At 63.2% G+C, this 26,878-nt stretch carries 27 protein-coding genes; 13 read left to right on the top strand and 14 right to left on the bottom strand.

Annotated elements, in window-relative coordinates; genetic code table 11:
* Positions 1-108 precede the first annotated feature (108 nt).
* Positions 109-783, bottom strand: coding sequence for a DUF4410 domain-containing protein (locus FA94_RS34835; protein ID WP_035560484.1), 675 nt, complete (start codon positions 781-783; stop codon positions 109-111).
* Between the two features lie 160 nt (positions 784-943).
* On the opposite strand from FA94_RS34835, the gene FA94_RS34840 reads away from it, so the two are divergent.
* The 3 genes from FA94_RS34840 to FA94_RS34850 all read left to right on the top strand — a co-directional run bounded on the left by FA94_RS34840 (position 944) and on the right by FA94_RS34850 (position 2,688).
* Entirely contained in the window at positions 944-1,303 is a 360-nt protein-coding gene (locus FA94_RS34840) for a DUF3564 domain-containing protein (RefSeq protein ID WP_035560487.1), read from the top strand.
* A gap of 382 nt (positions 1,304-1,685) precedes the next feature.
* Positions 1,686-2,435, top strand: a complete 750-nt coding sequence (locus FA94_RS34845) for a DNA/RNA non-specific endonuclease (RefSeq protein ID WP_035560489.1) — start codon at positions 1,686-1,688, stop codon at positions 2,433-2,435.
* Positions 2,428-2,688 (top strand): hypothetical protein, encoded by a 261-nt coding sequence (locus FA94_RS34850; protein WP_035560492.1) that lies wholly within the window; start codon positions 2,428-2,430, stop codon positions 2,686-2,688. The genes FA94_RS34845 and FA94_RS34850 overlap by 8 nt, the downstream gene beginning before the upstream one ends.
* Positions 2,689-2,703: 15 nt before the next feature.
* On the opposite strand, the gene FA94_RS34855 is transcribed toward FA94_RS34850, so the two are convergent.
* Together FA94_RS34855 and FA94_RS34860 are read right to left on the bottom strand one after the other, a co-directional pair.
* Positions 2,704-3,927, bottom strand: coding sequence for a type II toxin-antitoxin system HipA family toxin (locus tag FA94_RS34855; RefSeq protein ID WP_035560494.1), 1,224 nt, complete (start codon positions 3,925-3,927; stop codon positions 2,704-2,706).
* A complete protein-coding gene (locus FA94_RS34860; protein ID WP_035560498.1) occupies positions 3,924-4,226 on the bottom strand; it encodes a helix-turn-helix domain-containing protein in 303 nt (100 codons plus the stop codon). The genes FA94_RS34855 and FA94_RS34860 overlap by 4 nt, the downstream gene beginning before the upstream one ends.
* A gap of 523 nt (positions 4,227-4,749) precedes the next feature.
* On the opposite strand from FA94_RS34860, the gene FA94_RS34865 reads away from it, so the two are divergent.
* The 3 genes from FA94_RS34865 (at position 4,750) to FA94_RS34875 (ending at position 6,611) form a co-directional block, all read left to right on the top strand.
* Entirely contained in the window at positions 4,750-5,130 is a 381-nt protein-coding gene (locus FA94_RS34865; RefSeq protein ID WP_035560501.1) for a hypothetical protein, read from the top strand.
* A gap of 249 nt (positions 5,131-5,379) precedes the next feature.
* Positions 5,380-5,724: a hypothetical protein gene (locus tag FA94_RS34870; RefSeq protein WP_035560503.1), complete on the top strand. Its 345-nt coding sequence runs from the start codon at positions 5,380-5,382 to the stop codon at positions 5,722-5,724.
* Between the two features lie 2 nt (positions 5,725-5,726).
* Entirely contained in the window at positions 5,727-6,611 is an 885-nt protein-coding gene (locus tag FA94_RS34875; RefSeq protein ID WP_035560505.1) for a 4-hydroxy-tetrahydrodipicolinate synthase family protein, read from the top strand.
* Between the two features lie 62 nt (positions 6,612-6,673).
* Here FA94_RS34875 and FA94_RS34880 read toward each other — a convergent pair whose 3' ends face one another.
* Both FA94_RS34880 and FA94_RS34885 read right to left on the bottom strand, forming a co-directional pair.
* Positions 6,674-7,240: a lytic transglycosylase domain-containing protein gene (locus FA94_RS34880; protein WP_035563990.1), complete on the bottom strand. Its 567-nt coding sequence runs from the start codon at positions 7,238-7,240 to the stop codon at positions 6,674-6,676.
* A gap of 208 nt (positions 7,241-7,448) precedes the next feature.
* Positions 7,449-8,168 (bottom strand): Crp/Fnr family transcriptional regulator, encoded by a 720-nt coding sequence (locus FA94_RS34885; protein ID WP_035560508.1) that lies wholly within the window; start codon positions 8,166-8,168, stop codon positions 7,449-7,451.
* A 91-nt stretch (positions 8,169-8,259) separates the two neighbouring features.
* Between FA94_RS34885 and FA94_RS34890 the strand changes: the two genes are divergently transcribed.
* The gene (locus tag FA94_RS34890) at positions 8,260-8,799 is read left to right on the top strand and encodes an Mpo1 family 2-hydroxy fatty acid dioxygenase (RefSeq protein WP_035560511.1); all 540 of its coding nucleotides are present in this window, start codon (positions 8,260-8,262) and stop codon (positions 8,797-8,799) included.
* 39 nt (positions 8,800-8,838) lie between these two features.
* Here the strand turns inward: FA94_RS34890 and rarD are convergent, their stop codons facing one another.
* Positions 8,839-9,735 carry an EamA family transporter RarD gene (gene rarD, locus FA94_RS34895; protein WP_035560513.1) on the bottom strand — a complete coding sequence of 299 codons (897 nt, stop codon included), beginning with the start codon at positions 9,733-9,735 and terminating at the stop codon, positions 8,839-8,841.
* 615 nt (positions 9,736-10,350) lie between these two features.
* Here rarD and egtD point away from each other — a divergent pair.
* Entirely contained in the window at positions 10,351-11,331 is a 981-nt protein-coding gene (egtD, locus tag FA94_RS34905; RefSeq protein ID WP_035560517.1) for an L-histidine N(alpha)-methyltransferase, read from the top strand.
* A 130-nt stretch (positions 11,332-11,461) separates the two neighbouring features.
* Here egtD and FA94_RS34910 read toward each other — a convergent pair whose 3' ends face one another.
* Positions 11,462-11,755: an acylphosphatase gene (locus FA94_RS34910; protein WP_012428825.1), complete on the bottom strand. Its 294-nt coding sequence runs from the start codon at positions 11,753-11,755 to the stop codon at positions 11,462-11,464.
* A gap of 169 nt (positions 11,756-11,924) precedes the next feature.
* Here FA94_RS34910 and hpnA point away from each other — a divergent pair, with 169 nt between their 5' ends.
* On the top strand, positions 11,925-12,947 hold the full coding sequence (gene hpnA / locus FA94_RS34915) for a hopanoid-associated sugar epimerase (RefSeq protein WP_035560518.1): 1,023 nt from the start codon (positions 11,925-11,927) through the stop codon (positions 12,945-12,947).
* Between the two features lie 137 nt (positions 12,948-13,084).
* A complete protein-coding gene (locus FA94_RS34920) occupies positions 13,085-13,642 on the top strand; it encodes a hypothetical protein (protein ID WP_035560519.1) in 558 nt (185 codons plus the stop codon).
* Positions 13,643-13,698: 56 nt separating this feature from the next.
* On the opposite strand, the gene FA94_RS34925 is transcribed toward FA94_RS34920, so the two are convergent.
* Positions 13,699-14,871, bottom strand: a complete 1,173-nt coding sequence (locus FA94_RS34925; protein WP_035560521.1) for a glycosyltransferase — start codon at positions 14,869-14,871, stop codon at positions 13,699-13,701.
* Positions 14,871-15,737: a squalene synthase HpnC gene (gene hpnC, locus FA94_RS34930; RefSeq protein ID WP_035560542.1), complete on the bottom strand. Its 867-nt coding sequence runs from the start codon at positions 15,735-15,737 to the stop codon at positions 14,871-14,873. Before hpnC ends, FA94_RS34925 begins: the two co-directional genes overlap by 1 nt.
* A gap of 329 nt (positions 15,738-16,066) precedes the next feature.
* On the opposite strand from hpnC, the gene ispH reads away from it, so the two are divergent.
* Positions 16,067-17,011: a 4-hydroxy-3-methylbut-2-enyl diphosphate reductase gene (ispH, locus tag FA94_RS34935; RefSeq protein WP_035560544.1), complete on the top strand. Its 945-nt coding sequence runs from the start codon at positions 16,067-16,069 to the stop codon at positions 17,009-17,011.
* Positions 17,012-17,255: 244 nt separating this feature from the next.
* On the opposite strand, the gene FA94_RS34940 is transcribed toward ispH, so the two are convergent.
* Positions 17,256-17,861, bottom strand: a complete 606-nt coding sequence (locus FA94_RS34940) for an MlaC/ttg2D family ABC transporter substrate-binding protein (RefSeq protein WP_035560547.1) — start codon at positions 17,859-17,861, stop codon at positions 17,256-17,258.
* A gap of 213 nt (positions 17,862-18,074) precedes the next feature.
* On the opposite strand from FA94_RS34940, the gene hpnN reads away from it, so the two are divergent.
* On the top strand, positions 18,075-20,690 hold the full coding sequence (gene hpnN / locus FA94_RS34945) for a hopanoid transporter HpnN (RefSeq protein ID WP_035560550.1): 2,616 nt from the start codon (positions 18,075-18,077) through the stop codon (positions 20,688-20,690).
* Between the two features lie 2 nt (positions 20,691-20,692).
* Complete coding sequence (locus FA94_RS34950; RefSeq protein ID WP_035560554.1) at positions 20,693-21,685, top strand: MlaA family lipoprotein; 993 nt, start codon at positions 20,693-20,695, stop codon at positions 21,683-21,685.
* Between the two features lie 518 nt (positions 21,686-22,203).
* On the opposite strand, the gene FA94_RS34960 is transcribed toward FA94_RS34950, so the two are convergent.
* From FA94_RS34960 to hpnE, 4 genes are all read right to left on the bottom strand, one after another.
* Entirely contained in the window at positions 22,204-22,668 is a 465-nt protein-coding gene (locus FA94_RS34960) for an acyl-CoA thioesterase (RefSeq protein WP_035560557.1), read from the bottom strand.
* Positions 22,669-22,829: 161 nt separating this feature from the next.
* Complete coding sequence (locus FA94_RS34965) at positions 22,830-23,564, bottom strand: phosphorylase (RefSeq protein WP_035560560.1); 735 nt, start codon at positions 23,562-23,564, stop codon at positions 22,830-22,832.
* Between the two features lie 3 nt (positions 23,565-23,567).
* On the bottom strand, positions 23,568-25,613 hold the full coding sequence (shc, locus tag FA94_RS34970) for a squalene--hopene cyclase (protein WP_035560562.1): 2,046 nt from the start codon (positions 25,611-25,613) through the stop codon (positions 23,568-23,570).
* Positions 25,610-26,878: a hydroxysqualene dehydroxylase HpnE gene (gene hpnE, locus FA94_RS34975; RefSeq protein WP_035563998.1), complete on the bottom strand. Its 1,269-nt coding sequence runs from the start codon at positions 26,876-26,878 to the stop codon at positions 25,610-25,612. The genes shc and hpnE overlap by 4 nt, the downstream gene beginning before the upstream one ends.

Genomic DNA, 26,878 nt, shown 5'->3' on the forward strand with positions numbered 1-26,878 from the left:
TTTTGGTTTTTTCGCGCGCTGTGCGTTGCCCGCGCTCTGCGTGAACCGTGCGTTGCGCTTGCGGCTAAGTGCCGCCGCTGGCGCTGCGCCTAGCCGCTTTATGTCGCCTTACTGCGCCGCGCCGTGCAGTTTGGCGAGCACCGCGTCCGAGATCTCCTGAGCAGTTTTCTCGATCGTCTTTTTCTCGTCGCCTCTCGACATCACGAACTTTGCGGCAATCACGTAGGGATTCAGCTTGATGACCGCGCCCGGCTTGTTCTTGCTGTCGGCCTCTTCAACGGCCTGATATAGCGGCGGCAGATCGGCCGCCCCCAGGCTATCGCACGACACCGCCACCTGAATAGTGTTCTGGCCGGCGCCGAAGCCGACCATCGCACGGCGCAGGCGATTACCGTCGTCGACGTTCAGAAACACGCCGCGCACTTGCCAGCCCGCTGGCGGCAACGGTTGGCCGGATGCGCTGCGACGCGCATCCACGCCGCCCTTTTTCAAATCGTCGGTCAGCGCGTCCGCCATCTCGTCGACGATGTGTTTCGCGTGGTCCTGCGGATTTTTATCCTGCCCCAACGGGCCCGGCCCGCTCGGCAGCAAACCGCGCAGACGGCGCACGCGCTGCCCTGGGCCACTGTCCGGCGTTACGTTCGCGACATCGAGGTCGAAGTCGGCCACATAGACAATCGGCGCCGGTGCGGCGAACGGCGCGTTGTCCGCCGCGACGCCGGACATCGCTGCCGTAGTCAGGCATCCCGTCACCACCGTGTACCGCAGCAATCGATGCAGCATGGCGCGCCTCCGCGGACGTCATCACGACGCGGCTATCGTACCGCCGCGTGCGTGGCGCGTTCGTTTTTTTCGTGTCGGAACCTGATACTTCTAGACTTGAATAACGCACGTCGCCGCCTAGACTGGTATAGCCAAACTTCGCAATCTGTACGGAACTGCCATGCGCCTAACCATTCTCATCAACGGTTCGGATCCCACCGTCAGCCACGACTACGCCGTGCTATGGCTCGACACCGAAGAACATCGGTGGTCGAGAGAGGCGCACCAAGGGATCGATCTTCCACCATGGGGCGAGCTGCACGACGAGGACGGCGTGACGACCCTCTGTGCGCCCAGCACGGATGCGCCGCTGTGCACGTTGCGTGGCTTGCATGTGGATCGCAAGCAGCGCGTGAGCGCGGCGCAAGGCGCTGCGGCCTGGACGGCTCTGCCGACGCGCGCGCCGACAAGCGGATTCTGGCGGTTGCAGGCGGTGGATCGTCAGACGGTCCGTGCCGAGAATAGCGTGTTCGGTAATTGAGTTCTGGCGCTTTCTTTTGTGTCGGTCGGAATGGCTTTGTGTCAGTGCGAGCGCAGTCTTGCTGAAGAGAAATTCGCACGTGCGTTCGCGTCTTCCTTGCCGAACTTCTCTCGTTGAATTTCGTCGTTTATGCCTTTAAGCCCGTCTTAAGTTTCCATCCGTAGAGTTGGAACTCCACGCATTAGGGTCGCTGCAAAGCGGCCCGTTTTTTTTGGTGCGACGCGATTGCGACCACGCCGCGCACACCACATTCACGTCTCTTCTTCAACGCGGCACACCGTAGCACTCCGCTTTCTTCTTCCGGTTTTTCGCAGTGTTTCGCATCGCTCGAATTGCGCTCGCGACGCTATACTTGCGGCCCCATCCCTCGACCGACCGACACATGAAGAAGTGGTTTGCCTGTCTGTTATTCGCTGTTGCCGCACACGCAAGCGCAGCGCCCTCCTGCACCGAGTTCACTCCAAACGCGCAATGGCCGGTTCTGACCAATCAGAAGATGGCGCCGAAAACGCGCATGCTTTGCTATAGCGATTTCGCGGTGCTGCATTCCGGTCTCACGCACGGTCCGTTGTGGTCCGCTGAGCATCTGACGCCCGACCATATCGAAGCCGCCAAAGACATGGTGCGCACCAACAAGTTCTTCGAAGACGCGCGCTTGCCGGACGGCGAAGGCGCGACGCTCGCGGACTATAAGCGCAGCGGTTTCGATCGCGGTCATATGAGTCCGGCGGGTAATCGCTGGAATCAGGAGGCGATGGCGCAGTCGTTCTCGCTCGCCAATGTCGTGCCGCAGAATCGCGAGAACAATCAGCGGCTGTGGGCGCGTATCGAAACCTCCGTGCGCAAGATCGCGGTGTCGTACGGCGATACGTATGTGGTTACGGGTCCGCTCTTCAACGGTCAGCAGTTGCAGACCATCGGACCGACGCGCGTGTTCGTGCCGACGCAGTTGTTCAAGGTCGTCTACGTGCCGTCGCGCAAACTGGCCTTCGCAGTGATGGTGGACAATGTCTCGACCAACCGTTACGACATCAAGACGATTCACGAACTCGAAGCCGCATCGGGCATCCGTTTTCCGGGCATTCCGGAGAACCTCAAAGATCAGCGACCGGGAGGACTAAAAGGTGTTTAAACCCTATTCGAACGATGACGACGTGCTCAACATTGAGGGCGACGCGTTCACGCTGAGCAACGGCACGACGCGCGTCGTGCTGAACGGCACGCTGGAATTGACGCAGGATCAAGCCGGGCTGAAAGCAGCGCTTGCGCTTAAGGCAGCGGTGGATGCCGTCGTCGCCGCGTTGCAGGCGCAAGCGAATCTGCCTGCGAAGGTGAAAGACGAACCGGATCTGAAACCGGGCGTGGTGCGGAATCCGTTTCAGTGACGTGTCGGTGAGGAATCAGACCATCCGCGACTGATTCTCTTTGACGGCACGCTCCATCACGTCCAGCGTTTCACTCGTGATAGGCAAGCCGTCGGCAAATTCCCGGAACGTTGACGCAAGCGTAGCAATACGTTCGATGGCAAGCGACGCCATGCGCGGTTCGACACCGGTCATGCTTGCAAGCTTCATCAGATGCTCGCGGCCAGGGGCCCTTGCCTCGCCGCAGATGTCCATCTGATGCTCACCGCCGGGGCCACCGTTGAACGTCAGATCGTACGCGGGCGAGAAGCGCCAACGGTCGTCCGATGCCAGCACGAAAGAAAAGTTTTTGGCATGGTCATCGCGATTGTTGAATACGACGTTGAACACGCACCGCTCAAACGCTTGCTGAACTTCGCGCGCGTCGCGCGTCATGAACTGCGTCAACCGCAAAAGCGTGACGTAGTCCATCTGCGGCACACGGAAATCGGCGTGGGCCACGCCTGCTGCCGTGTGCATCGGCACTCGCTTGCCTTCGGTGCGGTCGAACCGCTCTATGCCGAACGCCGATAGCGAGGGCCCAAGGTCAAAGTAGCGAGTAACGGGCATTCGAAGATCACACGCCGCAGCGATCACACCGTACATTGCCTCGACGGCGCAGACCTCCTTGTCGTCGTGCTGCGCCGGGAATTTCACCAGCCACGGTGTCCCGGCACCCTGCTCGGTATTAGACATCCGGTTGGAGTTCGGGTCGAAGTTGACCAGAACTTTCGGGCGGGCGCCGTGCGGCGAGCCACCCATCAAAGCCAGCTCGCGCAGGAGTGGCTCGCTTCCGTCAACCATGACCTGCCGGACGTCTTGAGCAAGCGTGATGAGTTCGACATCCTGAGGATCGAGCGCTTCACCGGCGTTCGGCTCAAAGGCGAGCGCACCCATCGCTTTTTCGCCGATGAACGCAAGGCGGTCGAGCGGAGACAGGCGGCGTGTGTCCCAGCCCTGCTTGCGGAACAGCCGGTCCATCAGGAGCATGCCCCAGCCATCCGGCAACGCGTCGCTCACGAGTCCCGGCAACCCCAGCTGATACGCCGGAAAGTTTCCGTAGGTGGTGGGTGCAAGCGGCATCTTGAACGGAGACAGGCTGAGGCCTCGCTGTAGTGCAGCCGCTGAGTATTCGAACAGAAGATCGGTGCCGTCGTCAGCGAGCTGACCGAGTTCGAAACGCTCGCCCCAGCCCGCGTAAATGACGCTGAGTTTCTTCATGACGATCCCCGGGAAGCACGCTGACGCCTGACGTTGGCAGCCTCCATGGCCTGAATCGATCTCGGCTTCGTATTGAACACGTTGCCCAACTCGCCCGCCAGACCCAGAGCCATGACCGCGCGAAGGAAGTTGTCGAGCGTTGCCTGGCCATTCAGCTCGATATTGCGAAGGGCCCGTTCCGATATGCCCGCGCGGCTCGCGAGCTCTTCCTGCTGAAGGTTTTGGGCAAGGCGATGCTCGCGAAGCCGCTGGCCCAGTTCGCGAGCAACCTCTTGAGAACTTGCAAGCTCAAAGTTCATTTTTGCGCCGGTTAGGTGGCTGAATGACGGTTTATCGGCAATATTCTACCGATTAGCCGACGCACGGTCAAATTTTTATCGAAAATTAACCGGCGTGAATTTGCCGTTTAAAGCCAAAAAATGGCTTTAAACGGCATGTATTTACCGATTAAATACCGATAGCACCTCAATTTTCGAGGCGGAGTTCGCAGCTAACGTTCATGCCCCGATGACGATCCGAATGGCACGGCTTTCCCCCACCTTTTCAACTCCTGAACTTCGCTCTCTCCACTCAGTTCGTCCTCACGCCGTCCGACAATACGAAAGACAAAATACTCGCCGATTTTCGTCCTCACCTTCGCCGAGCTAGCACCATGTTGCCGCACGCAATGCCCCCCTGATTCAGTACCCCGACATGTTTCAGCCGTTACGTTTTGTCACCAGAGCGTCGTCAACTCCTGTCTTCCGGCCAACGTTAAACCGGCAGCGCTGAACACATTCAGCCGCGATACAAGAAACCACCGGTTTAACCAGGAGTAACACCATGAAGACGCTTTTCGCCGCTCTCGCTTCCGCTCTCGTCGTGTCGACCGCATTTGCTCAAACGGCCGCACCGTCCGCCGCGCAACCGACACAACCTGCGCAAACGCAGGCCGCCGGTCAAGCGAACCTAAAGGCCAGCACCGCCGTGCAAACCGGTGCAACGGACGAAGGCGCCGCGACGACGAAAGCGCCGACCAAGGCCGCGAGCAAGTCGCATGTGAAGAAGGTTGCCGCTCACCACACGGCCAAGCCGCATAAGGTCACCAAGAAGGCCGCAGTCGAAACAAGCGCCGCGAAGAGCAAGACGGAGAACGCGAAAGAGGCCAGCAATGCCCCGGCGAAAGTCGACGGCGCAAAGACCGACACGACCAAGACGCAATAACACGTGATCGGTTTCGGCACGCATCGGCCATGCATGGGTAGTTAGTCGAAGCCGCACTGTGCCGTTCAGGGAGGGCGAGTTTACGGACTCGCCTTTTTTTTGCGCGTCTCGTGAGAGAGCATGCGTCCACCGTCAAAAAGTCCGCATGATTTTTTCAATCGGCACGCGAATTTTTGCACTGCGTTTACCCGCGGAAGTCTAATCTCGAACTGTCTTGATCAACCCTGGCGTCGACGAACGCCGGATTAAATGGCACTCACACAAACCATCGATAGCTTCGCTCCGCAACCGCTCAACGCACCGCCGGCCCCGTCACGTAACAACGTTTTTCCCTTCCCCTCGGCGCGCGTGCGCCTGCAAGTCGCTCTGCCGCATCTCCCGCACGACCTTCCCGGCACCCAGTTGCGCGCACTGCTTCACTCGCCGCTCGGCGTGTATGTGGTCAGTACCGAAGCCGATCGTGACGAAGTGCGTGTGCAACTCAACATTGCGCGCGACGATCTCGACTTCACCCTGCACACCCTGATCTCGACCCTCCCCGCCGCGTTGATCAGCCCCGTGAAACGCGGCAGTACGACCGCAAAGGTGCGTTGATCATGTTCTCCGGTATCTGGTTGCCCATCGTTACGCCACTGCGTAACGGCGAAGTCGATATCGACGCGCTGCAGCGTCTCGCCGATTACTATCTGCGCACGGAAATCAGCGGTTTCGTTGCGCTGTCCACGACAGGCGAAGCCGCTTTGTTACAGGAAGCCGAACGTCTCACCGTGCTGCAAGCGCTCACGGAAGTGGTCGGCCAGCGATTGCCGATGCTGATCGGCGTCGGCGGCTCGAACACGCGTGATGTCCTGCACGATATTCAGCGCTACGAGCGCTGGGATTGCGCCGGCTATCTGGTGTCCGCGCCGTCGTATGTGTGTCCGGATCAGGCTGGCGTGCAGTGGCATTTCGACCAGGTGGCGCTCGCCACCGAACGCCCGATCGTGCTGTACAACGTGCCGCACCGAACCGGCGTGACAATCGCGCCGGAGACGGTCGCGCGGCTCGTCGAACACGCGAATATCGTCGCGATCAAGGAGTGCGTGAGGGAACACTTCGAGAAGCTGAGCGCACTGCCCGTCAACGTACTGTGCGGCACCGACGAAGCCTTCGACGACTGCCTGCATCACGGCGGCGCAGGCGGCATTCTCGCCAGCGCACATGTTTGCGCGGATCTGCTGATCGCGGTGCAGGAACTGATCCATGCCGATCGCGCGATGGACGCGCGTACGCTATTCGCCAGTTTGCTGCCGGTGTTGCGTCTGCTGTTCGCGGCGCCGAATCCGTCGGCCATCAAGGCCATGCTCGCCTTCGATCATTCGCTCAGCGACGAGACCCGCATGCCGATTTCGCGTGCGTCGGCGCAACTCGTCGAGCGCTTGAGCACGGCGCGCGACCGCTTGCAGGATCTGCGCGCCGAGTTTGCCGGCGCGACGAACTGAGCGGTTCGCCTTCCACGTCGCCGTACCCATCGCGAACTAAAAACGCGCCGCGAATGGCTTCTTCATTCGCGGCGCAGACTCGCGTCGAAACTTTGCATGCGCAACACAACGCGCCGCGCGTAGCCACGACCGCCGCCGCTATAGCGAAGCAACGCAGCTTCGAGATCGCCGCCGCTCGCGTCGAGGTAGTCGCGCAAAATCGTCGTACCGATACGCACGTTGATCGCCGGATCGGACAGATCGGTCGTCCCGGCGATCAATTGCGGATGTGCCGCGGGCAGCACCTGCATCAAGCCGCGCGCGCCGGCCACACTCACCGCGTGGCGATCGAAGCTCGACTCGACCGACATCACCGCGAGCAGCAATACCGGCGAGATCGCATGGCGGTCCGCTTCGGTCAACACGGCACGTGCGATCTTCATCGATTCCATCGGCGCGACGCGGAATTGCGCGCGTAGCATCGCGGTGATGTCGCTGAGCGATGGGAGCGTGGACCCGGGCGTCGAGTCGCTCATTGAAGCGCTGATCGAATTACCTGCGACCGCAACCGTAGTCGGTATGGCCACCGCCGACTGCGCATCGGCCGCCTGCGCGGCAACGCCGAACGAAATCGCGATCGCCGCGAGCATCGTCGTCAGGCGAGATGCCGGGCAAGTTCGCCCGGCTTGTCGTTGTCTCTGCACACCATCCAGAACGCTATTTCCATGCATGTTTTCGCTTCCTGACCCGGAGTGTCTCGACCTTACCGGGCTTGGTATAGCGAATCGCCAAAGAAACAGGGGCGCGCCGTAAAATGCTTATAAAGATGCCGTGCGATCCGGCGGGGCAGTGCGTGTTTCACTCCGCGGCAGGATCGAGTTCCGCTAGTGCGCCGAGTTTTTTTGCATCGATAATTTCGATCTCGGCGTAGCCGAGCTTCAACGCCCCTTGCGTTTCGAACTGCTTCAGCACCTGGTTGATGGTCTGCCGCGACAACGCCAGCATCATCGCCAGATCTTCCTGCGGCACCTTCAGCACGCGCCGCAGTGCGCCAGGTTCACCATAACCCCCCGCCATGAGCAGTAACCGGCGCGCCACGCGCTGCGCGGCAGGCAGTAACGCGGCTTCTTCGATTGCGTCGAACGCGAGGCGCAGCTTTTGCGTCAGCAGCAAACCGAACACATGCCAATACGCGGGCGACCGTTCGAGCATTGCGGCAAGCACGGCGCGCGTCACATGAAACAGCACCGAATCGCGTTCGGCATACGCGTTATGGGTTCGCGGCCGATTGTCGAACAGCGCGATCTCGCCGAACCAGTTCACCGGTTCGATCACGGCAAGCAAGGCCTCCTTGCCGGCCGAACTGGCCGCGCCAATTCTCACCAGACCGTCGAGCACGCAATAGAGGCCGTCGTCGGGGTCGCCCCGTGTGAAAAGCCGCTGCCCGGCAACGAGGCGCTCCACGCGCCCCGCTTCGATCAACTGCGCCTGCATGTCGGCCGGCGCCGAGCGGAACCACGCGCTGCGCGCCAGCAGCGCGCTCAATTCATTCTCGTTCGATGAAAAACTCGCAGTCATAGGACGGCATCCGTGCCCGATTGTCGGCTACCCGATGGTTTCAAATTCCGTTGCCCGCGATTATGCTGACTTTGACGGACGAGGGGCATCCATGAGAACGCTGACGCAACAACTGACGCAATACGCGGCTTACCATCGCGACCGGCGCAATATCGCCACGCATTTCATCGGCATTCCGATGATCGTGGTGGCGCTTGCGGTTCTGATGAGCCGTCCCGCTTTCGCGGTCGGCGCGTTGCCGTTTATGGTGTCGCCAGCGTGGCTGTTATTCGGCGCGGCGACTGTTTATTACCTCGTGCTCGACGTGCCGCTCGGCGTGATGATGGCGGTCGTGTCGGTCGTGTGTGTCGCGTTCGGGCAGTGGATCGCCGCGCAATCCACGTTGATCTGGATTGCGACCGGCGTTGGTTTGTTTGTGATCGGCTGGGTGTTTCAGTTCATTGGCCATGTGGCTTATGAACATCGCAAGCCGGCTTTCGTCGACGACGTCATCGGACTGATGATCGGCCCGCTGTTCGTTCTCGCGGAAGCGTTGTTCGGCTTCGGCTGGCGTCCCGCGCTGCGCGAGGCGATCGAAGCGCAAGTCGGGCCGACGCGTATCAATGCGGAGCGGGCGGCGGCGCATCACTGAGCCGCATGGCATGGCATAGCGCGACACGTCGTAAGCGCTTCAATTCGGCGCCAATCGAACCAGTCGCACACTATGCAACGCGGTCAACGCGACCGCGATCCAGATCGGGATATACGTGGCCAGTTGCGCGGCGTTCAGCGTTTCGCCGAGCAGCATGATCGAAACCAGCACGAGCAAGACCGGCTCGACATAACCGAGAATGCCGAACAGCGCGATCGGCAACAAGCGACTCGCCTTCAGATACGAAGCGAGCGCGAGCGTGCTCAATGCGCCGAGGCCTGGCAGCAATAAAAACCACATGTCCAGACGGCCGCCAATCGCCGCCAGCGACCCGCCGCTGATCGCGAAGACAATCGCTGCCGGCAGTAGCAACGCCATTTCGACGGTGAACATGGCGAGCGAATCCTGATTGATTTTGCGGCGCAATATGAAATACGGCGGATAGCCGAGCGCAACGAGCAAGGTCGGCCACGAGAAGGCACCGGTCGCCCACAGTTCATGGGCGACGCCTGCCGCGGCGCAGATCACCGCGAGCCACTGCAAGCCGTCGAGATGTTCGTGATAGTAGAAGCGGCCGACCAGCACCATCACCAGCGGCAACAGAAAATAGCCGAGCGAGACTTCAAGCATGCGGCCATGCAGCGGCGCCCACAGAAATACCCATAGTTGCGCGCCCAGCAGAACGGCGCTGACGATCATCGCCACACCGAGTGTCGGCTCGGTCACCATGCGGTAAAGAAGCTGCCGGAGAATCGGCAGGCGCTTACGCAACGCGACCAGCAGAAGCGCGCCGGGCACGGTCCAGATGATCCGCCACGCGAAGATATCGAGGCCACTGAGCGGCGCGAGCAGCGTTGCGTAAGCGGACAGTAATGCAAACAGCGCGGACGCGCCGACAGACAACGCGATGCCGCGCTTTGGGTCATACTGATTCATTGCACGGTCCGCGGCGCGATCGCGGTAATGGGCGATGCAGTTGCAAATCCCGTTGCAAGCGATGTTGTTTGCAGCGCAGCATCCGGCAGCGCGGCGTGGCGGGTCGTCATTAGCGGCGTGTCTCTTAAGCAGGCGGTGCAGTATGGCGAGCTGTTTCCAGGAGCTCACTGCGTTCCAGTTTTTCAGTCGGTTCATCAGGCAGCGCAAGCCGGCATTCTAGACGGGTTGGTCATACACGGCTTTGCGTTTTCCCGTCATCAAGCTGCAAATTATTCCGTGCGCATCACGTATCGATGCACTAGAACTTAACTTCACGCGCGACCAGCCAGGCGCGGGCCTTTCAAACGGCAGCGTCTCTCGCAGCCACCCAAGCCGGCTCAAGCGCGAATCTTGCTACGAAGTCTTGCGACGCTGTACGCCTTGTCGTTCGCAACGCCCCGCTGAAATTTCTCATGGGCGATACAGCTTGTGCAGCATCCCCGAGCCGGGCCGGCACAACACGTCCAACGGACGAGCCCGCCCGACTCTTCCGCGGCATGCCTCGACAGCGTTTCAACATGCCTGTCACCGCACTGCCGGCAACTCCGCTCACCGAATGTGACTACTGGAGCCACCATGACCCAGCCAGCCCTCTCGCACGATGCCTCACCCGACTTCCGCTCCACTTTCGCCGCCGAAGTCCGCGCCGGACTCACGCACACGCCGCAAAAGGAACTGCCGTCGAAGTATCTGTACGACGAAGTCGGCTCCGCGTTGTTCGAAGTCATCACCGTGCTGCCCGAATACGGCGTGACGCGCGCCGAAGAGCGGCTGCTCGCGAAGCATGCGGCGGACATCGTCGCGCATTTGCCGCATGACGTGACCGTCGCCGAACTCGGCAGCGGCAGTGGACGTAAAACGCGGCGCATTCTTGAAGCGCTGTGTAAAAAACGCCCTACTTCTTACTGCCCGATTGAAATTTCGCGCAGCGCGTTGCAGTTGTGCCGGCGCGAACTCGGCGACATCGAGCGGATTTCGATTGTCGGTTACGAACGCGACTATCTCGCCGGTCTGGCCGAAGTCAGCAAGGACCGCGCGGCGGACGACCGGTTGCTCGTGCTGTTTCTCGGCAGCACGATCGGCAATTTCGGCCGGCTCGCGGCCACGCGTTTTCTGCGCGACATCCGCAACATGCTCGCCCCCGGCGACGCGTTGCTGCTCGGCACCGATCTGATCAAGCCGACGCCGGTGCTGATCGCCGCGTATGACGACGCGGTCGGTGTCACGGCGTCGTTCAATCTGAATCTGCTGGCGCGCATCAACCGTGAACTCGACGGCGATTTTCCGCTCGAGGCGTTCGAGCACGTCGCGCGTTTCAATCCGGACGCGCGCAGCATCGAAATGCATCTACGCGCGAAGCGCGATATCACCGCGCACGTCGGCGCCGCGCAGTTGACGGTGTCGCTGAAGGCGGGCGAAACGATCTGGACCGAGAGCAGCCACAAATATCGCGCGGAAGAAATGCCCGCAATCGCCGACGACGCCGGCTTCGTATGCAGTCATCAGTGGGTCGAAGACGAATGGGGTTTTGCGGAAAGTTTGCTGGTAGCGCGCTAAACGCGGACGTGGACGCAGACGCCGGCTGAACGCTCAAGCAAAGCCGATTCACCAGCGCAAATGATTAAGGCGGGCCGCCATCCGTGTGATGGCGGCCCGCCTTTTTTCATTTAGCGCCGTGTCGACTCGCTCAGTGCTGCTCGAAACGCTCGTAACGCTTTTCGGTCGCGCGTTCTTCGCCGGCCACCTCGGTGACGCGCGCCGCCGGCGGTCCATGCCGCAACCACGACAGCATCCGGTCGACCTGATTGGCCGAGCCCTGCAACATGGCTTCGACCGATCCGTCGTCGAGATTCGCCACCCATCCTTTGATACCGAGCGCGTGAGCCTGCCGCACGGTCGCGTGGCGAAAGCCGACGCCCTGCACGGTGCCGCGTACGCGCACGTAATACGTTTCGATCCGCTGATCCAGATCCGGGGCCATGCCGTGTTCTCCCATGCAACTCAACTTTCAAGCCGGCATTCTAGCCGCGTCGCGGCGAGCTTGCTCGGCAATGTCCGTCATCAACCCGCCTGCCCGGCGCACCCGGCGCGACACACGGCGCGCGCGGCACGTACAATCCGTCGACTGTCATGCAGGGAATGGAAACAGAATGAGCGAACAGAATCGCGATCTCGTGCTCGTGACCGGCGCTTCCGGCTTCGTCGGCTCGTCGGTGGCACGCATTGCGCAACAGAAGGGTTTCAAGGTGCGCGTGCTGGTGCGCGCCACCAGTCCGCGTCAAAACGTCGAGGCATTGGATGCGGAAATCGTCGTCGGCGATATGCGCGACGAAGCGTCGATGCGCATCGCGTTGCGAGGCGTGCGCTATCTGCTGCACGTGGCGGCGGATTATCGACTGTGGGCGCCGGACCCGAGCGAAATCGAGCGCTCGAATCTCGAAGGCACCGAGGCGACCATGCGCGCGGCGCTGAAGGAAGGCGTCGAACGCATCGTCTACACGAGCAGCGTGGCGACGCTGAAGGTGACCAGTTCCGGCCAGTCCGCCGACGAAACCTCGCCGCTCAAAGCTGATCAGGCGATCGGCGTGTACAAGCGCAGCAAGGTGCTGGCCGAACGCGCGGTGGAACGCATGATCGCCGAAGACGGCCTGCCGGCGGTGATCGTCAATCCGTCGACGCCAATCGGTCCGCGCGACGTCAAACCGACTCCGACCGGCCGCATCATCGTCGAAGCGGCGCTCGGCAAGATTCCCGCGTTCGTCGACACGGGCCTGAACCTCGTGCATGTGGATGACGTCGCCGCCGGCCATTTTCTGGCACTGGAGCGCGGCAAGATCGGCGAGCGCTACATTCTCGGCGGCGAAAATCTGCCGTTGCAGCAGATGCTCGCGGATATTGCGGCGCTGACCGGTCGCAAGGCGCCGACGCTAAGCCTGCCGCGCTGGCCGTTGTATCCGCTCGCAATGGGCGCCGAAGCGGTTGCGAAGATCACGAAGCGTGAACCGTTCGTCACCGTCGACGGTCTGAAGATGTCGAAGAACAAGATGTACTTCACGTCGGCGAAAGCGGAGCGCGAGCTCGGTTATCGCGCGCGGCCCTACCGCGAAGGTTTGAGCGACGCGCTCGACTGGTTCAGGCAAGCGGGCTATCTGACGCCCGGCTCGAAGCGCTGAAACCGGCTCGAATAAGCGGTCCGCGCCCGGCAAACCGGCGCGGCCGCCAGCATTTTGTTACAACGTCACTGTGTTTGCGGCAGGTAAAAGCCTACGCGCAGCAGGTAAAATCGTAGGTCTTACCAGAGAAACCTCGCATGAATCTTCACGAACAGCTCGGCGCGCTGGAAATGGGCGTCGATCAGCTCATTCAGGCTGTCGTGGCCCCGCCGGCCGACAATACTCCCGAGACACCCGCAGAGACCGTTGCGCCGCAAGCGTCGGCGGATCACGTCGCGCCCGAATCGCACGCGAATAATGTCGCGGCTGAAACCGCCGTGGTTGAGCAAGCGCCGTCGGCGGTGGTCGAAGAACCGGCCGAGCCGGTTCCACCCACGCTCGAAATCAATCGCCCCGGCCAGAACGAAATCACGATGACGATCGGCGGTCAGACCGTCGCGCTGCGTCCGGACCAGATCGGCAAACTGATCGAGGAATTGTCGAACGCGCGCGCGTCGATGACGCCGGAGCCGCCGCCGGGTATTCCGCCGGGCTGGCGCTTCGTGTCGACCAAGAACCCGGTCATGGCGGTACAGAAGCAGTCGAACGGTGACCGTTTGCTGGTCATGCGCCATACGGGGCACGGCTGGGTGCCGTTCACCTTCTCACCCGACATGGTGATTCAGCTCTACATGATGCTTACGCAGAGCAAATAAAAAATGGCGCCTTCCAAGGCGCCATTTTTTTGCTCACTCAACCGGGACAAACCGCATCAGCGTTCCTGCACCGGCGCCTGAACGCGCGCCTTCCACTGCCCGCCCTTGCCGCGCCAGTAACGCACCGCCGACGCAAACGTCGCGCCGACATAGAACAGCGCGATCAGCGGCAGAAACGGCGCCCACAGCGGCGAACGGCGGTAATAACTGAGCATCGGCGCATACGCGCAGCACATGGCCGCCCACGCGAGCCACGCGGGCCAGCCCATCGGCCCCAGCACCAGCGCTGCGACCGGCGGCATCAGATAGATGATCGTCATGCCCAGCAGCGTGCCGGCGAGCAGCAGCGGCGAGTAATGCAACTGTGTAAAGGCCGTACGCGCGATCATGTTCCAGATCTCGCGCCAGCTATCGTACGGACGCAGCGAGACGCTACGCGCCGCCACATCCAGCCGGATCGGATGACGCCCCGTGCCGCGATGCTTGATGCGCGCAGCGAGGCTGCAATCGTCGATCAGTTCGGCGCGGATCGACTCGATACCGCCCGCTTCCTCAAGCGCGCTGCGTCGCACCAGCATGCAGCCACCGGCCGCAGCCGCCGTGCGATTGCGCGGGTTATTCACCCACGCGAACGGGTACAGCTTGGCGAAGAAGAAAACGAACGCCGGGATCAGCGCCTTCTCCCAGAACGAATCGCACCGCAGACGCACCATCAGCGAGACCAGATCGCGCTGTTCCGCGTCCGCCCGAGCGACGAGTTGCGCGACCGCATCCGCGGGATGGCCGATGTCCGCGTCGGTCAGCAGCAGAAAGTCCGCCGGCAGGCCAAGCGTGCGCACCGCCTCGATACCTTGCGACTGCGCCCACACCTTGCCGGACCAACCCGGCGGCAGCGGCTTCGCGCTCAGCACCGTCAAACGGTCGGGGCATTGCAACTGCAATGCAGCGGCGCGTGCGGCGTCGGCGGTACCGTCGTTGCTGTGGTCGTCGACCACGATCACGTGGAAGTCGCCGGGATAGTCCTGCTGAAGCAGACTCGTGACCGCCTCGGCGATCACCTCGACCTCATTGCGCGCCGGCACCACGGCGGCCACCGCCGGCCAGGTTTCGCGCGGCGTGAGCGCCAGCGGCGCCGCAGGCCGCGCGCGCCAGAAACCGCCGCGCGCGAACAGCAGCACGCACCAGATCAACAGGGAGAGACACGAAAGAAGAAACAGAACCACCGCCATTAAGCATTACCCTCGATTGAACGCGCCGCCACACCGACGCGTCGCGATAGCCACATCACCACGGTGCGCGCCGCGACGACGCACCAGTCAAACGCATTGAGTTCCAACCGCTCGCGAAACACGTCGTAACCCGCGCGCTCGATTCGCTCGAGAAAGCGCAGACCGCCGTGCACGGCGCCGCACAGCTCGAACCCGAGCCGCCCCGGAATCCGCAACGCGAGCGGCGCGCCGCGCACCAGCGTGCTCCGGACAAACGACACTTCGTGCGCCATCAGTGCGCGCCAGGCGTCGTCGGCGAGGCCGTTGGCGATCTGCGCCTCGGTCACGCCGAAGCGCTTCAGATCCGCGAGCGGCAGATACAGCCGATCCTTTTTCCAGTCGTCGGTGACTTCGAGCCAGAAGCTGATGAGTTGCGACGCGGTGCAGATCGCGTCGGCGTCAGCGAGATTCTCCGGCGTGGCCGCGCCCACCAGATGCAGCATCAGGTGCCCGACCGGATTCGCCGAGTGGCGGCAATAGTCGAGAAGCGCGGCCCGATCCGCATAACGGCGGGTGTCGATGTCTTGCGCGCACGCCCGCAACAGATCGTAGAACGGCGCGAGCGGCAGTTTATATTGCGCCGCCACGCCGGCCAGCTTGCCGAACAGCAGCGGATGCACCGGCGCCGCGCGCCGCTCCGCGACCGCGTCGAGACCGGCGCGGAAGTCGGCGAGCCGGGCGTGCCGCTCGGCCGCGCTCCAGTCGCCTTCGTCGGCGATGTCGGCCGCCGTGCGGACAACTTGATAGATAATGCCGATGGGCGCGCGCAGCGCCTTAGGCAGCAACACGCTCGCGACCGGAAAATTTTCGGAGTGATCGACTTCCATCCAGCGAGCCTCGAAACCATTCTGTAATGCGGGCGCCCGAGCACGCCGCAGGACCCCGTAGTTTAAGGGTTCCGCCAATCCGGCGCAGCGTGTAATCATTGCCGCATGCCCCCGCGGTGGCGCCGAACCCAGGCCAGTAATGCAGCGCCCGCCCAACACCCGGCGGGGCCGCCAAAGCAAAGCCGGCCTGATAGCGTTAGAATGCGCGTTTGGTTTTGCTGTACCGGCGGTCGCCGGGGCTCAAGACGTCAACTAATTAGATGGTCGCGGCGATAAAGTCAAACTTACCGACTTCTTCGAAACCCGCGTCAGTCGGAGTTCGCCAACTTATGCGAGTCATCCTTGCTCAACCCCGCGGCTTTTGTGCGGGTGTTGTTCGTGCAATCGAGATTGTCGATCGCGCGTTACAGCAACACGGGGCCCCCGTGTACGTCCGTCACGAGATTGTCCACAATCGTCATGTGGTAGACAATCTGCGCCAGAAGGGCGCGCGCTTCGTCGAGGAACTCGATGAAGTGCCGCAAGGCGCCGTTGCCATTTTCAGCGCGCACGGTGTCGCTCAAACCGTCGAACGTGACGCGGAAGCGCGCGGTCTCGACGTGCTCGACGCAACCTGTCCGCTGGTCACCAAAGTGCACGTGCAGGGTCGCCAGTATGTCGGCTCGGGCCGCACGCTGATCCTGATCGGCCACGCCGGGCATCCGGAAGTGGAAGGCACGATCGGTCAGATCCCCGGCAAAGTGATCCTGGTGCAGAGCGAAGCCGAGGTCGCGCATCTGGACCTGCCGCTCGACACGCCGCTCGCTTACGTCACGCAGACCACGCTGTCGGTCGACGACACGCGCGGCATCATCGACGCGTTGCTGCGCCGCTTCACCGACATCGTCGGACCGGACACGCGCGACATCTGTTATGCAACGCAAAACCGCCAGGCGGCGGTGCGCGAATTGAGCAAGCAGGTCGAAGTGCTGCTGGTGGTGGGCGCCACCAATAGCTCGAACTCGAACCGGCTGCGCGAGATCGGCAGCGAAAGCGGTGTGGCGAGCTACCTCGTCGCCGACGGTTCGGAAGTGAAGCCGGAGTGGTTTGCGAATGTGCAGACGGTCGGCATCACGGCCGGCGCTTCGGCACCGGAAGAAATGGTCAGAAACGTGATCGATGCGCTGAGCGCGTTGGGACCCGTCGACGTCACGACGATGTCAGGCCGTGAAGAGAAAGTCGAATTCAAGTTGCCGGCGAAACTGCTGCAACCGCTCGCCGCACGCGAAGTTTAAAGAGAGCGTGTTGTCTATTCCGCTGCAATCTTGGCCGCACAATGTCCGCGGCAAGAACGCGCGGGCAGCGACAGCGGCAGCGGCAGCACACTAGGCGGTACATGGGGCGGCTTCGCACTGCTTCTGACCGATTGTGATGCCGGAGAAATAAAAAAGCGCGGTGGCTTTCGGGCCACCGCGCTTTTTCTTTAGCCGCGCCGCTAAGGGCGCTACGTTTAAACGTAGGCGGCCTTACCCTCAGTCCTTAGCCTGCACTACGCGCGTTGTGCGCGGTCAGGAACTTGATCAGGCCGTCGACGCCACCCTTCGAAATCTGATCCGCAAACTGCGTCTGATAAACCTGGATCAGCCAGGCGCCCATCATGTTGATGTCGTAGACCTTCCAGCCGGACGGGCCCTTGGTCAGGCGGTAGTCGATCGCGTCGTCGCCGCCGTTGCTGATCACGTGCGACTGCACCACGATGTCTTTAGCGCCCGCCGATGCATCGACCGGCAAGAACTTGAACTTCACGTCCTGATCGCGCAATTGCGACAGCGATGCCGCATAAGTGCGAACCAGCAGCAGCGTGAACTGGTCATAGAGCTGTTTCTGCTGATCAGGCGTAGCGGTCGACCAGGCTTTGCCCACGGCGATCCGCGTGGTGCGCTGGAAATCCGTGGCCGGCAGGAAGCGCGTTTCCACGAGTTGCGTGATTTTGTTCATATCGCCGCCACGCGCTTGCGGGTCGGCCTTCATGGCAGCGACCGTGCCCTCGACGGCACCTTTTACCACCGCATCAGGCGCGCTTTGCGCAAAAGCTGCCGTGGAAACCAGGGCCGCAGCCAGAAAAGCAGACAGATAACGTTTCATACGCTCGTCAAAACCTGAAAGAAGTAAGTGCCGACAGCCTTGTCAGCCGCGGCGAAAGCAGGATAGACCAGTATACCGATATTGCGTTCCCACCCCGATGCGCCGCACCGGGCGCTGTACTTGCTACCGAATACGGCCCGGATCCCTCGGGCTCTGTATACTTGTGCACTTTCGTCAAAAACAACGTCCCGTGATAAGGCCAGTTTCGCCTACATGCTGAAGTCATCTATTGTCCGTCTCGTCGCCTACTCGGTGCGATATCCGCTACGGATCGTCGCCGTGTCGCTCGCGCTCGCCGTTCTGAGCGGCATCTACGTGGCCCATAACTTCAAGATCAACACGGACATCAGCCGTCTGATCGACACGGACAAGCAATGGACGTCGCTCGAACACGCGATGGATCAGGCTTTCCCGGATCGCGGCGATACCGTGCTGGTGGTCGTCGAGGCGCGCGCGCCGGAATTCGCCGACGCCGCCGCCGACGCGCTGACCGCCGCGCTGAAAGCCGATCCGAAGGAGTTCGTGCAGGTATCGCAGCCGGCCGGCGGTCCGTTCTTCGATCACAACGGCCTGCTGTTTCCGTCCACCGACGAAGTCCTGTCCACCACGTCGCAACTCGTGCAGTCGCGTCCGCTGGTCAATGCGCTCGCGCACGATCCGAGCCTGACCGGCCTCGCCGGCACGCTCACCACGAGCCTGTTGCTGCCGCTGCAGTTGGGTCAGGTGAAGCTCGCCGACATGAGCCATCTGCTGTCGACCAGCGCGACCACGCTCGATCGCGTGCTGGCCGGACAGCCGGCCGCGTTCTCGTGGCGCGCGCTGGTCGACAAGGGCGTCGCCACCAACCCGGCGCGCGCGTTCGTCGTCGTGCAGCCGGTCGTGAACTACGACGCGCTGGAGCCGGGCGCGAGCGCGTCGAAATCGATCCGCGCGACCGCCGTGGCGCTGCGCCTCGAAGCGCGCTACGGCGCCACCGTCCGCCTGACCGGCGAACAGCCGCTCGCGGATGAAGAGTTCGCGTCGGTCAAGGACGGCGCGGCGCTGAACGGCATCGGCACCTTTATCGTCGTGTTGATCATTCTGTGGCTCGCGCTGCGTTCGGGCCGCATGATCGCCGCCGTGTTCATCACGCTGTTCGTCGGGCTTGCGATCACCGCGGCGCTCGGTCTGATGCTGGTGGGCGCGCTGAACATGATTTCGGTCGCGTTCATGGTGTTGTTCGTCGGGCTCGGGGTCGATTTCGGCGTGCAGTTCGGCGTCAAATATCGCGAAGAGCGCAATCGCGACAACCGTCTTTCCGCCGCGCTCATGCACACGGCACACAGCATCGGCGTGCCGCTGACGCTTGCGGCCGTAGCGGTCGCGTTGAGCTTCTTCTCGTTCCTGCCGACCGCTTATCGCGGCGTTTCGGAGTTGGGTGAGATCGCCGGCGTCGGCATGTTCGTCGCGTACTTCACCAACATGACGCTGCTGCCGGCTCTGTTGAAGCTCTTCAATCCGCCGGGCGAAGCCGCATCGCCGGGTTTCAAGCAGCTCGCACCCGTCGACGATTTTCTCGACCATCACCGCAAGCCGGTGCTGATCGGCACGCTGATCGTCGTGATCGGCGCGTCGCCGCTGCTCACGCATCTGCGCTTCGACTTCAACCCGCTGCATCTGAAGGATCCGCATACGGAGTCGATGGCAACGCTGCTGTCGCTGAAGGATTCGCCGGAAGCCTCGGTCAACAACGTGCATGTGCTGGCGGCGTCGCTCGCCGACGCGGATAAAAAAGCCGCGCATCTGCGCACGTTGCCGGAAGTGGGGCGCGTCACGACGCTCGATACGTTCGTCCCCACCGAGCAGCAGCAAAAAATGATGCTGGTCGCCAGCGCCGCGCAGCAACTGCTGCCCGCGCTGCAGCAGCAACCCGCGCCGGCCGCCACGGACGCCGTGCGCGTGGCCACGCTCAAGCGCGCGTCGAATCAGCTCTCGCTCGCCGCCGAAGATCATCCGGGCCCCGGCGCGGCCGAAGCCCAGCATCTGTCCGCAACACTACAAAAGCTCGCCGCCGCCGACGCCGCCACGCGCGACCGCGCCGAAACCGCGCTGTCCGAGCCGTTGCGCATCGCGCTGAAGCAGCTGGCGGATCTGTTGCAGCCAACTCAAATCACCCGAGAGAATCTGCCGAAGGAAATCTCCAGCGGCTGGGTGTCGAAAGACGGCCGCGCGCTCGTCGACATCGCGCCGAAGATCAAGCCCGGCGCCGATCCGAACGACGACACCGTGCTCGCCAGCTTCGTCCATGCGGTGAAGAAGGCGGAGCCGGACGCGATCGGCGGTCCGATTTCGATCCTGAATTCCGCCGACACGATCATCAAGGCGTTCCTGCAGGCCGCCGGCTGGGCGTTGCTGTCGATCGCGATCCTGCTGTGGATCGCGCTGCGGCGCGTCGGCGACATGCTGCGCACGCTGGTGCCGCTGCTGGTCTCGGCGCTCGTGACCCTGGAGTTGTGCGTGGTGTTCGGCATGCCGCTGAACTTCGCGAATATCATTGCGCTGCCGCTGATGCTCGGCGTCGGCGTAGCATTCAAGATTTACTTCGTGATGGCATGGCGCAACGGCCAGACCGGCCTGTTGCAGTCGAGCCTGACGCACGCCGTGCTGTTCAGCGCGGCGACTACGGCGACAGCGTTCGGCAGCCTCTGGCTGTCGCATCATCCGGGGACGTCCAGCATGGGACGCCTGCTGGCGCTGTCGTTGTTCTGTACGCTGATCGGCGCGGTGGTGTTCCAACCCGTGTTGATGGGCAAGCCGCGTCCACGTCGCTCGAAGCACAAAGGAATATAAGCATGAAGCTGCGTAACACCGTGCTGGCGCTGGCCGCCACCGGTCTGATCTCTGGCTGCGCGACCGGTCCCGACCGCAAGCCCGGCGACCCGTTCGAGCCGGTGAACCGGGTGGTGTTCAAATTCAACGACGGGTTGGACACGTACATCGCGCGGCCCGTCGCGCAGGGTTATCAGAAAGTGACGCCGCAGCCGTTGCGCACGGCCGTCAGCAACTTCTTCTCGAATCTGGGCGACCTGAGCAACGCCGCGAACGCGCTGCTGCAATTGAAGATCACGGACGCAACCGAAGACCTCGTGCGTTTCGCGTTCAACTCGACCTTCGGTTTGGGCGGCCTGCTGGATTGGGCGACGCCGGCGGGGCTGCCGAAGCATCATCAGGATTTCGGGCTGACGCTGGGACACTGGGGCGTGCCGTCGGGTCCGTATCTGGTTCTGCCGCTGTTTGGTCCGAGCACGGTGCGGGACAGCATGGGGCTGGTGGTCGACGTGAAGTTCAACCCGTTGAACTACATGGAGCCGGCGCTGCGCAATCCGCTGTACGTCCTGCAGTTCGTGAGTGTGCGTTCCGACCTGCTGGGCGCGACAGATCTGTTGCAGCAGGCGGCGCTGGACAAGTACTCGTTCGTGCGGGATGCGTACACGCAGCAGCGCAAGGCGCGTCTGCGCGGTACTGGCGACAATGCGGCGCCGTTGCCGAACTATGACGATCAGGGCGATTCCGGTGCCGCAGCTCCCGCGAAGGGCACGGCGGGCGGCTTGCCGAATTATGCGGACCCGGGCGATGCCGCCGAGGCGCCGAATGCGGCGTCAGGGGCGGCTACGGGTGCGCCTGCGGGCGTGCCGAACTACGCGGACCCGGGCAATGCGCCGGCTAGCGGCGCGGCGGGTGTTATGCCGGCTGCGCCGGCGGCGGCTTCGGGCGCGGCAGCGCCGACGCCGCAACCCGCATCGGAAGTGGGTAAGCAGCCGGCGGCGGCGCCTGCCGTTCAATAGAAAGCCTGCTCGGCTTATCGCAGTGACGAAGGCGTCGCCCTAGCTCCTAGGGAAGACGCCTTTTTATTGCATCGTGCTGACGATCAACAGTCGGCATGGACAGACCGTCAAATACCGACATGACACGTAACCGAACTGCTGTCGTTGTTTTGGGCGCGCTCCTGCTACTCCTGCTGGCGCTGGTAATCGCGTTCAACGTACTTAATCTGCAAGAAGCATATGGCGGTGGTCCTCCGCATTACTCCATGACGACCAATATGGATAAGTGGTCAAATCCCCTACCCACACTCGGAATCATTGATGGAATCACCGTACTGATCGTCGCCGCCTATGTCTACGTCCTAAGAACGGCGCAAAGGAAGCACTAAACGCTGGCGTGCCGCGCTGAACGCCGTACAAGGCGGACAAAGAAAAACCCCGCGTAAAGCGGGGCTAGGCTGAAATGGCAAAACGGGCGCGACGCCTTCTGAATGCAATGCCGTGCGGCCAGCACAGCATCGCCGGTCGCGCCTCTAGCCTCAGTGCAGGCTATCCACCTCACCCCGCGCAGCCATCTCTTCTTCAACTACCGCCCCCGGCCGCGAATCCTCGCGATATCTCGCAAACGCCTCTTCCGCGTAACGAATCTGCGTGCGTCCATGAGGCGCCGGTTCGCCGTTCTCGTCCAGATTGACGAACACCATCTTTTCGACGGTCAGGATGCTCTTGCGCGTGATCTTGTTGCGCACTTCACAGCGCAGCGTCAGCGACGTGCGGCCAAAGTGCGTGGCGGTCATGCCGAGTTCAATGATGTCGCCCTGCCGCGCCGAACTGACGAAATTGATTTCGGACATGAACTTGGTCACCACCCGCTGGTTGTCCAGTTGGCAGATCGCGTAGATCGCGGCTTCTTCGTCGATCCAGCGCAGCAGGCTACCGCCGAACAGCGTGCCGTTGGGGTTGAGATCTTCGGGCTTGACCCACTTTCTGGTATGGAAATTCATTTGGTACTCCGTGTTCGAGGCACCTGGCGAGGCTCGCCGCCCCAACCTAGGGTTAACACTGACATTGTACCAAATATAAGGGTTTTCCCTAGTTGTTCAATATCTACTGAATTCTTAGGGAAAATCAATCGGCGGCAGGCCCAGCGGGCGAAACCGCCGACTCAGACCGCCGCGACCATCCGCAAAGCGCCCGCCTCGGTCATCGCGCGTCGCGCCTGAACCAGCGAACCTCGCGCCGCCCGCGCATCCACCGCCACCTGAATCAGCGCGCCGAGCTGCGAAGGCTGACGCAGCAATTCCCGCAGAATCGGTCCGAGCGCCGTGCTGCCGTCGTCGCGCAGACCGGCGGTCGCCGCGGACGGCAGCGTCCGCCAGGCCGGATCGACGATCGCGCGGCACACCGCGAACGGCACGCCATGCGCGGCAGCCGTCGCACCGGCAATGTGCGACTCCATATCCACCGCCAACGCACCGGTCGAGCGATGCAGCACGCTCTTGTCGTCGGCGCTCACCAGCGGGGCGCTCACCGCAGCCACGAGACCGCGCCGCAGACGCGCCTTGAGCGACCCAGCCGTCAGCGCGGCCGCCAGCCTGTCCGCCCACGCCCGATCGGTCTGGAGACGCCCTAACGGCCCTTCCACGGCATCCGCGACGATTATCGAACCCGGCTCCAGATCCGGCGCCAACCCGCCCGCCGTGCCGAAACTCACAATGCCCGCACAACCGCGCGCCACCGCCGCGCTCAACGCGCGCTCCAGCAGATCGGCGCACGCCGCGTACACCACTTCGACGCCCTCGCCGCGCGCGATGCGCGCCTCGAACGCCATGCCCGTCACCACGATCACCGGCAAGCCGGCACGGCCGGCCGCGCCGGACGGCGTTGTCGAAAGCGACATCCGTTACATTCCGACGGCAACGCGCGTGAGCCCGTTGCGCTTCAGATGGCGGAAGCGCGCCAGCGCCCACAGCGGGAAGAACTTGCGATAACCGTGGTAACGCAGATAAAACACGCGCGGGAAGCCGGTCGCGCTGAAACGCGTTTCGTCCCACAAGCCGTGCTCGCGCTGTTCGCGCTGCAAATACGCGACGCCGCGCGCCACGGCTTCGTGATTGACCTCGCCAACGGCCATCAGGCCCATCAGCGCCCACGCGGTTTGGGAAGCCGTGCTCGGCGCCCGTTCGTAACCGCGATAGTCGAGCTTGTAGCTCTCGCCGCCCTCGCCCCAGCCGCCGTCCTCGTTCTGGATCGACAGGAGCCACTGCGCGGCGCGCTTCATGCGCGGGTCGTCGTGCGGAAAACCAGCTGCGTTCAGCGAACACAGCGCGGTCCACGTGCCGTAGATGTAGTTCAGGCCCCAACGGCCGTACCAGCTACCGTCCGATTCCTGTTCCTTCAGCATGTACGCGAACGCGCGCTGCGCCGGTTCGCTGTCCTTCGGCAGTTCGCCGAGCTGCGCGAGCATCGACAGACAGCGGCCCGACACGTCGGCGGTCGGCGGATCGAGCAAGGCGCCGTGATCGGAGAACGGAATGTTGTTCAGGTAGTACTGGGTGTTTTCCGGCTCGAACGCGCCCCAACCGCCGTCGCTGCTCTGCATGCCGACCACCCATTCGCGCGCGCGCGCAATGGCTTCGCGATCCACGTCGGATTGCGTGAGCGAGGCCGAGCGCTGCATCGCCATCACGACCACCGCCGTATCGTCGACGTCCGGATAGTGCGCGTTGTTGTACTGGAACGCCCAACCGCCAGGCCGCACGTTCGGCCGACGCGAGATCCAGTCGCCGCGCACGTCGAGAATCTGCAGCGGGCGCAGCCACGCAAGCCCGCGTTCGGCGGCCTGTTCGGCATGCGCCTCGCCGGTTTCGAGCAGCGCATGCGCAACCAGCGAGGTGTCCCACACCGGCGACAGACACGGTTGGCAATATGCTTCGTCATCCTTGATGACGAGCAGCTTCTCGATCGACTGACGCGCAATCGCGCGATTCGGATGATCGGCCGGATAGCCGAGCACGTCGTACATCATCACCGAATTGGCCATGGCCGGGAAAATCGCGCCGAGGCCGTCTTCGCCGTTCAACCGTTCGTCGACGAACGCCACAGCCGCGCGCACCGCACGGTCGCGCGTCGCTTTCGGAAACAGACCGTCGACGGCGCGCAGCAGCACGTCCACCCCGCTGAAAAAGCGGAACCAGCCGAGGTGCTGATGCGGCGCCCGATCGCGCGGGCCGACGTTGACCGGCGCGCCGCGGAACAACTCGTCGATCCGCACGCGTCGCGGATTGCGCGCCACGGGTCGCTTCGCGTTGAGCACCAACAGCGGCACGATCACGGTCCGCGCCCAGTACGACACCTTCGACAGATGGAACGGGAACCACTCCGGCAACAGCGTGATTTCGACCGGCATCATCGGCACCGCGCGCCACGACACGACGCCGAACAGCGCGAGCAGAATCCGCGTGAAGACGTTCACCGTTTCCGCGCCGCCATGGGCCAGAATCGCGTCGCGAGCGCGGACCATGTGCTCGGCATCGACCGGATCGCCGATCATCTTCAGGGCGAAGTAGGCCTTCACGCTGGCGCTGATGTCGAGCGCGCCGTCGGTGAACAACGGCCAGCCGCCCTCCGCCATCTGGATGCGGCGCAAATAGCGGCCGATTTTCTGCTCCAGTTCCAGATTCGGCGTTTCGCCGAGGTAGTGGACCAGCAGCACGTATTCGGCGGGAATCGTCGCGTCGGCTTCGAGTTCGTAGACCCAGTGGCCGTCCGGTTTCTGCGCGACGAGGATCGCGTCGGTCGCGCGCGTGATCGCGGCGTCGAGCGATGCGTCGGGCGCTTGCGCGGCCGTCGTCGCCGTCACCGGCGCGTCGGGCGTTGCAGGCGCGGCGGCGGCGGCGAATTCGGGCAGGACGGCGTCCAGCGGCTGAGCTTGAGATAAGTCGTTCATCGGCGTTCCATCGGTTCATTCAGCAACGTATCCGCGGCCTTCTGGCCAGAGCGGATCGCGCCTTCAATCGTCGCGGGCAGGCCGGTGGCCGTCCAGTCGCCCGCGAGCATCAAGTTGTTCCAGCGAGTGCGCGTGCCGGGACGCAGGGTTTCCTGATCCGGCAGCGCGGCAAAGGTCGCGCGTTTGTTCATCACGACCTGCCAGGCCGGCATCGGCGTGGCGGGCAGACTGGCCGCCTGGGCAACTTCGGCCCACACGGTCGCCGCGAGCGCTTCGTGCGGCGTGTCGAGCAGGGCTTCAGCGTTGCCGACGGTCACGGCGAGGCGTCCGTCGGACGCGAACAGCCACTCGGCTGTCCCGTTGAGTAGCCCGGTGAGCGGCGGCAAACCGAACGGCGGCTCGACCGCGAAATGCACGCTCGCAGCCGCCGCGAAGCGCGTCGGCGCGCGCATGCCGGGCACCAGCGTCTGCGCGATCTCCGGCGGTACGGCGAGAATCACCGCGTGATTGGCGTCGACGGCAATCTGCTCGTGCGCGAAGTTCAGCGTCTGCACGCGGGGGTTGTCCGCGGCGAAACCGATTTCCTTCAGGCTCGACTCCAGCCGGATGGTCGCGCCGCCATGTTGCAGCAGTCGCAGCGCCGGGTCGACGAAAGCGCTGCCGAGGCCATTGCGCGCCATCAGCGGACGCCACGCGAGGCCACCGGCGAGCACGGTTTCCCGCACCATGGCCGCCGTCAATTCCGCCGATGCCTCACGCGGCTCGACCTGCAGCAACACGTGAAGCAGCGGCCGCAGCAAACGGTCCCACAGCGGGCCATTGGCGCGCATGGTCTGCGCGACGCTGCGTCCGGGCTTGGCGAACAGCAACGGCACGAGCGACAGATAATCGCCCGGCCCGGTGTTCGGCACGCGCGCATTCGGGTCGAAGATCCACCAGGGCAAGCGGCCCGGCGACATGCGCACGGTCCAGCGCGCCCGCGTGGCCAGATCGACGAATGGATAGTCGGGCTGCGCCGGGCCGTCCAGTTCGTCGGCGGCGCCGATCGCCCGCGTGTAGTTCAGCGTCGCGGTATGACCCGACAACACGATGTGGTTGCCGCTGTCCAGCGTTGCGCCTAGTTTGGCGTCGTAATACGAACGGCAACGTCCACCTGCGTAGCCCGCCGCGTCGTGCAGCACGACTTGCGCGCCGCGCCGCTGCAGTTGCACCGCGGCGGCCAGGCCGGCAAGGCCCGCGCCGACCACGTGGACGAGCTTCGGCAT

The sequence above is a fragment of the Burkholderia sp. 9120 genome (assembly GCF_000745015.1).
GTDB lineage: Bacteria > Pseudomonadota > Gammaproteobacteria > Burkholderiales > Burkholderiaceae > Paraburkholderia.

What these genes read in the sequence shown, in the direction of transcription:
- FA94_RS34835 (WP_035560484.1), bottom strand. Translation starts at nt 783, where the DNA reads ATGCTGCATCGATTGCTGCGGTACACGGTGGTGACGGGATGCCTGACT.
- FA94_RS34840 (WP_035560487.1), top strand. Translation starts at nt 944, where the DNA reads ATGCGCCTAACCATTCTCATCAACGGTTCGGATCCCACCGTCAGCCAC.
- FA94_RS34845 (WP_035560489.1), top strand. Translation starts at nt 1,686, where the DNA reads ATGAAGAAGTGGTTTGCCTGTCTGTTATTCGCTGTTGCCGCACACGCA.
- FA94_RS34855 (WP_035560494.1), bottom strand. Translation starts at nt 3,927, where the DNA reads ATGAAGAAACTCAGCGTCATTTACGCGGGCTGGGGCGAGCGTTTCGAA.
- FA94_RS34860 (WP_035560498.1), bottom strand. Translation starts at nt 4,226, where the DNA reads ATGAACTTTGAGCTTGCAAGTTCTCAAGAGGTTGCTCGCGAACTGGGC.
- FA94_RS34865 (WP_035560501.1), top strand. Translation starts at nt 4,750, where the DNA reads ATGAAGACGCTTTTCGCCGCTCTCGCTTCCGCTCTCGTCGTGTCGACC.
- FA94_RS34870 (WP_035560503.1), top strand. Translation starts at nt 5,380, where the DNA reads ATGGCACTCACACAAACCATCGATAGCTTCGCTCCGCAACCGCTCAAC.
- FA94_RS34875 (WP_035560505.1), top strand. Translation starts at nt 5,727, where the DNA reads ATGTTCTCCGGTATCTGGTTGCCCATCGTTACGCCACTGCGTAACGGC.
- FA94_RS34880 (WP_035563990.1), bottom strand. Translation starts at nt 7,240, where the DNA reads ATGCTCGCGGCGATCGCGATTTCGTTCGGCGTTGCCGCGCAGGCGGCC.
- FA94_RS34885 (WP_035560508.1), bottom strand. Translation starts at nt 8,168, where the DNA reads ATGACTGCGAGTTTTTCATCGAACGAGAATGAATTGAGCGCGCTGCTG.
- FA94_RS34890 (WP_035560511.1), top strand. Translation starts at nt 8,260, where the DNA reads ATGAGAACGCTGACGCAACAACTGACGCAATACGCGGCTTACCATCGC.
- rarD (WP_035560513.1), bottom strand. Translation starts at nt 9,735, where the DNA reads ATGAATCAGTATGACCCAAAGCGCGGCATCGCGTTGTCTGTCGGCGCG.
- egtD (WP_035560517.1), top strand. Translation starts at nt 10,351, where the DNA reads ATGACCCAGCCAGCCCTCTCGCACGATGCCTCACCCGACTTCCGCTCC.
- FA94_RS34910 (WP_012428825.1), bottom strand. Translation starts at nt 11,755, where the DNA reads ATGGCCCCGGATCTGGATCAGCGGATCGAAACGTATTACGTGCGCGTA.
- hpnA (WP_035560518.1), top strand. Translation starts at nt 11,925, where the DNA reads ATGAGCGAACAGAATCGCGATCTCGTGCTCGTGACCGGCGCTTCCGGC.
- FA94_RS34920 (WP_035560519.1), top strand. Translation starts at nt 13,085, where the DNA reads ATGAATCTTCACGAACAGCTCGGCGCGCTGGAAATGGGCGTCGATCAG.
- FA94_RS34925 (WP_035560521.1), bottom strand. Translation starts at nt 14,871, where the DNA reads ATGGCGGTGGTTCTGTTTCTTCTTTCGTGTCTCTCCCTGTTGATCTGG.
- hpnC (WP_035560542.1), bottom strand. Translation starts at nt 15,737, where the DNA reads ATGGAAGTCGATCACTCCGAAAATTTTCCGGTCGCGAGCGTGTTGCTG.
- ispH (WP_035560544.1), top strand. Translation starts at nt 16,067, where the DNA reads ATGCGAGTCATCCTTGCTCAACCCCGCGGCTTTTGTGCGGGTGTTGTT.
- FA94_RS34940 (WP_035560547.1), bottom strand. Translation starts at nt 17,861, where the DNA reads ATGAAACGTTATCTGTCTGCTTTTCTGGCTGCGGCCCTGGTTTCCACG.
- hpnN (WP_035560550.1), top strand. Translation starts at nt 18,075, where the DNA reads ATGCTGAAGTCATCTATTGTCCGTCTCGTCGCCTACTCGGTGCGATAT.
- FA94_RS34950 (WP_035560554.1), top strand. Translation starts at nt 20,693, where the DNA reads ATGAAGCTGCGTAACACCGTGCTGGCGCTGGCCGCCACCGGTCTGATC.
- FA94_RS34960 (WP_035560557.1), bottom strand. Translation starts at nt 22,668, where the DNA reads ATGAATTTCCATACCAGAAAGTGGGTCAAGCCCGAAGATCTCAACCCC.
- FA94_RS34965 (WP_035560560.1), bottom strand. Translation starts at nt 23,564, where the DNA reads ATGTCGCTTTCGACAACGCCGTCCGGCGCGGCCGGCCGTGCCGGCTTG.
- shc (WP_035560562.1), bottom strand. Translation starts at nt 25,613, where the DNA reads ATGAACGACTTATCTCAAGCTCAGCCGCTGGACGCCGTCCTGCCCGAA.
- hpnE (WP_035563998.1), bottom strand. Translation starts at nt 26,878, where the DNA reads ATGCCGAAGCTCGTCCACGTGGTCGGCGCGGGCCTTGCCGGCCTGGCC.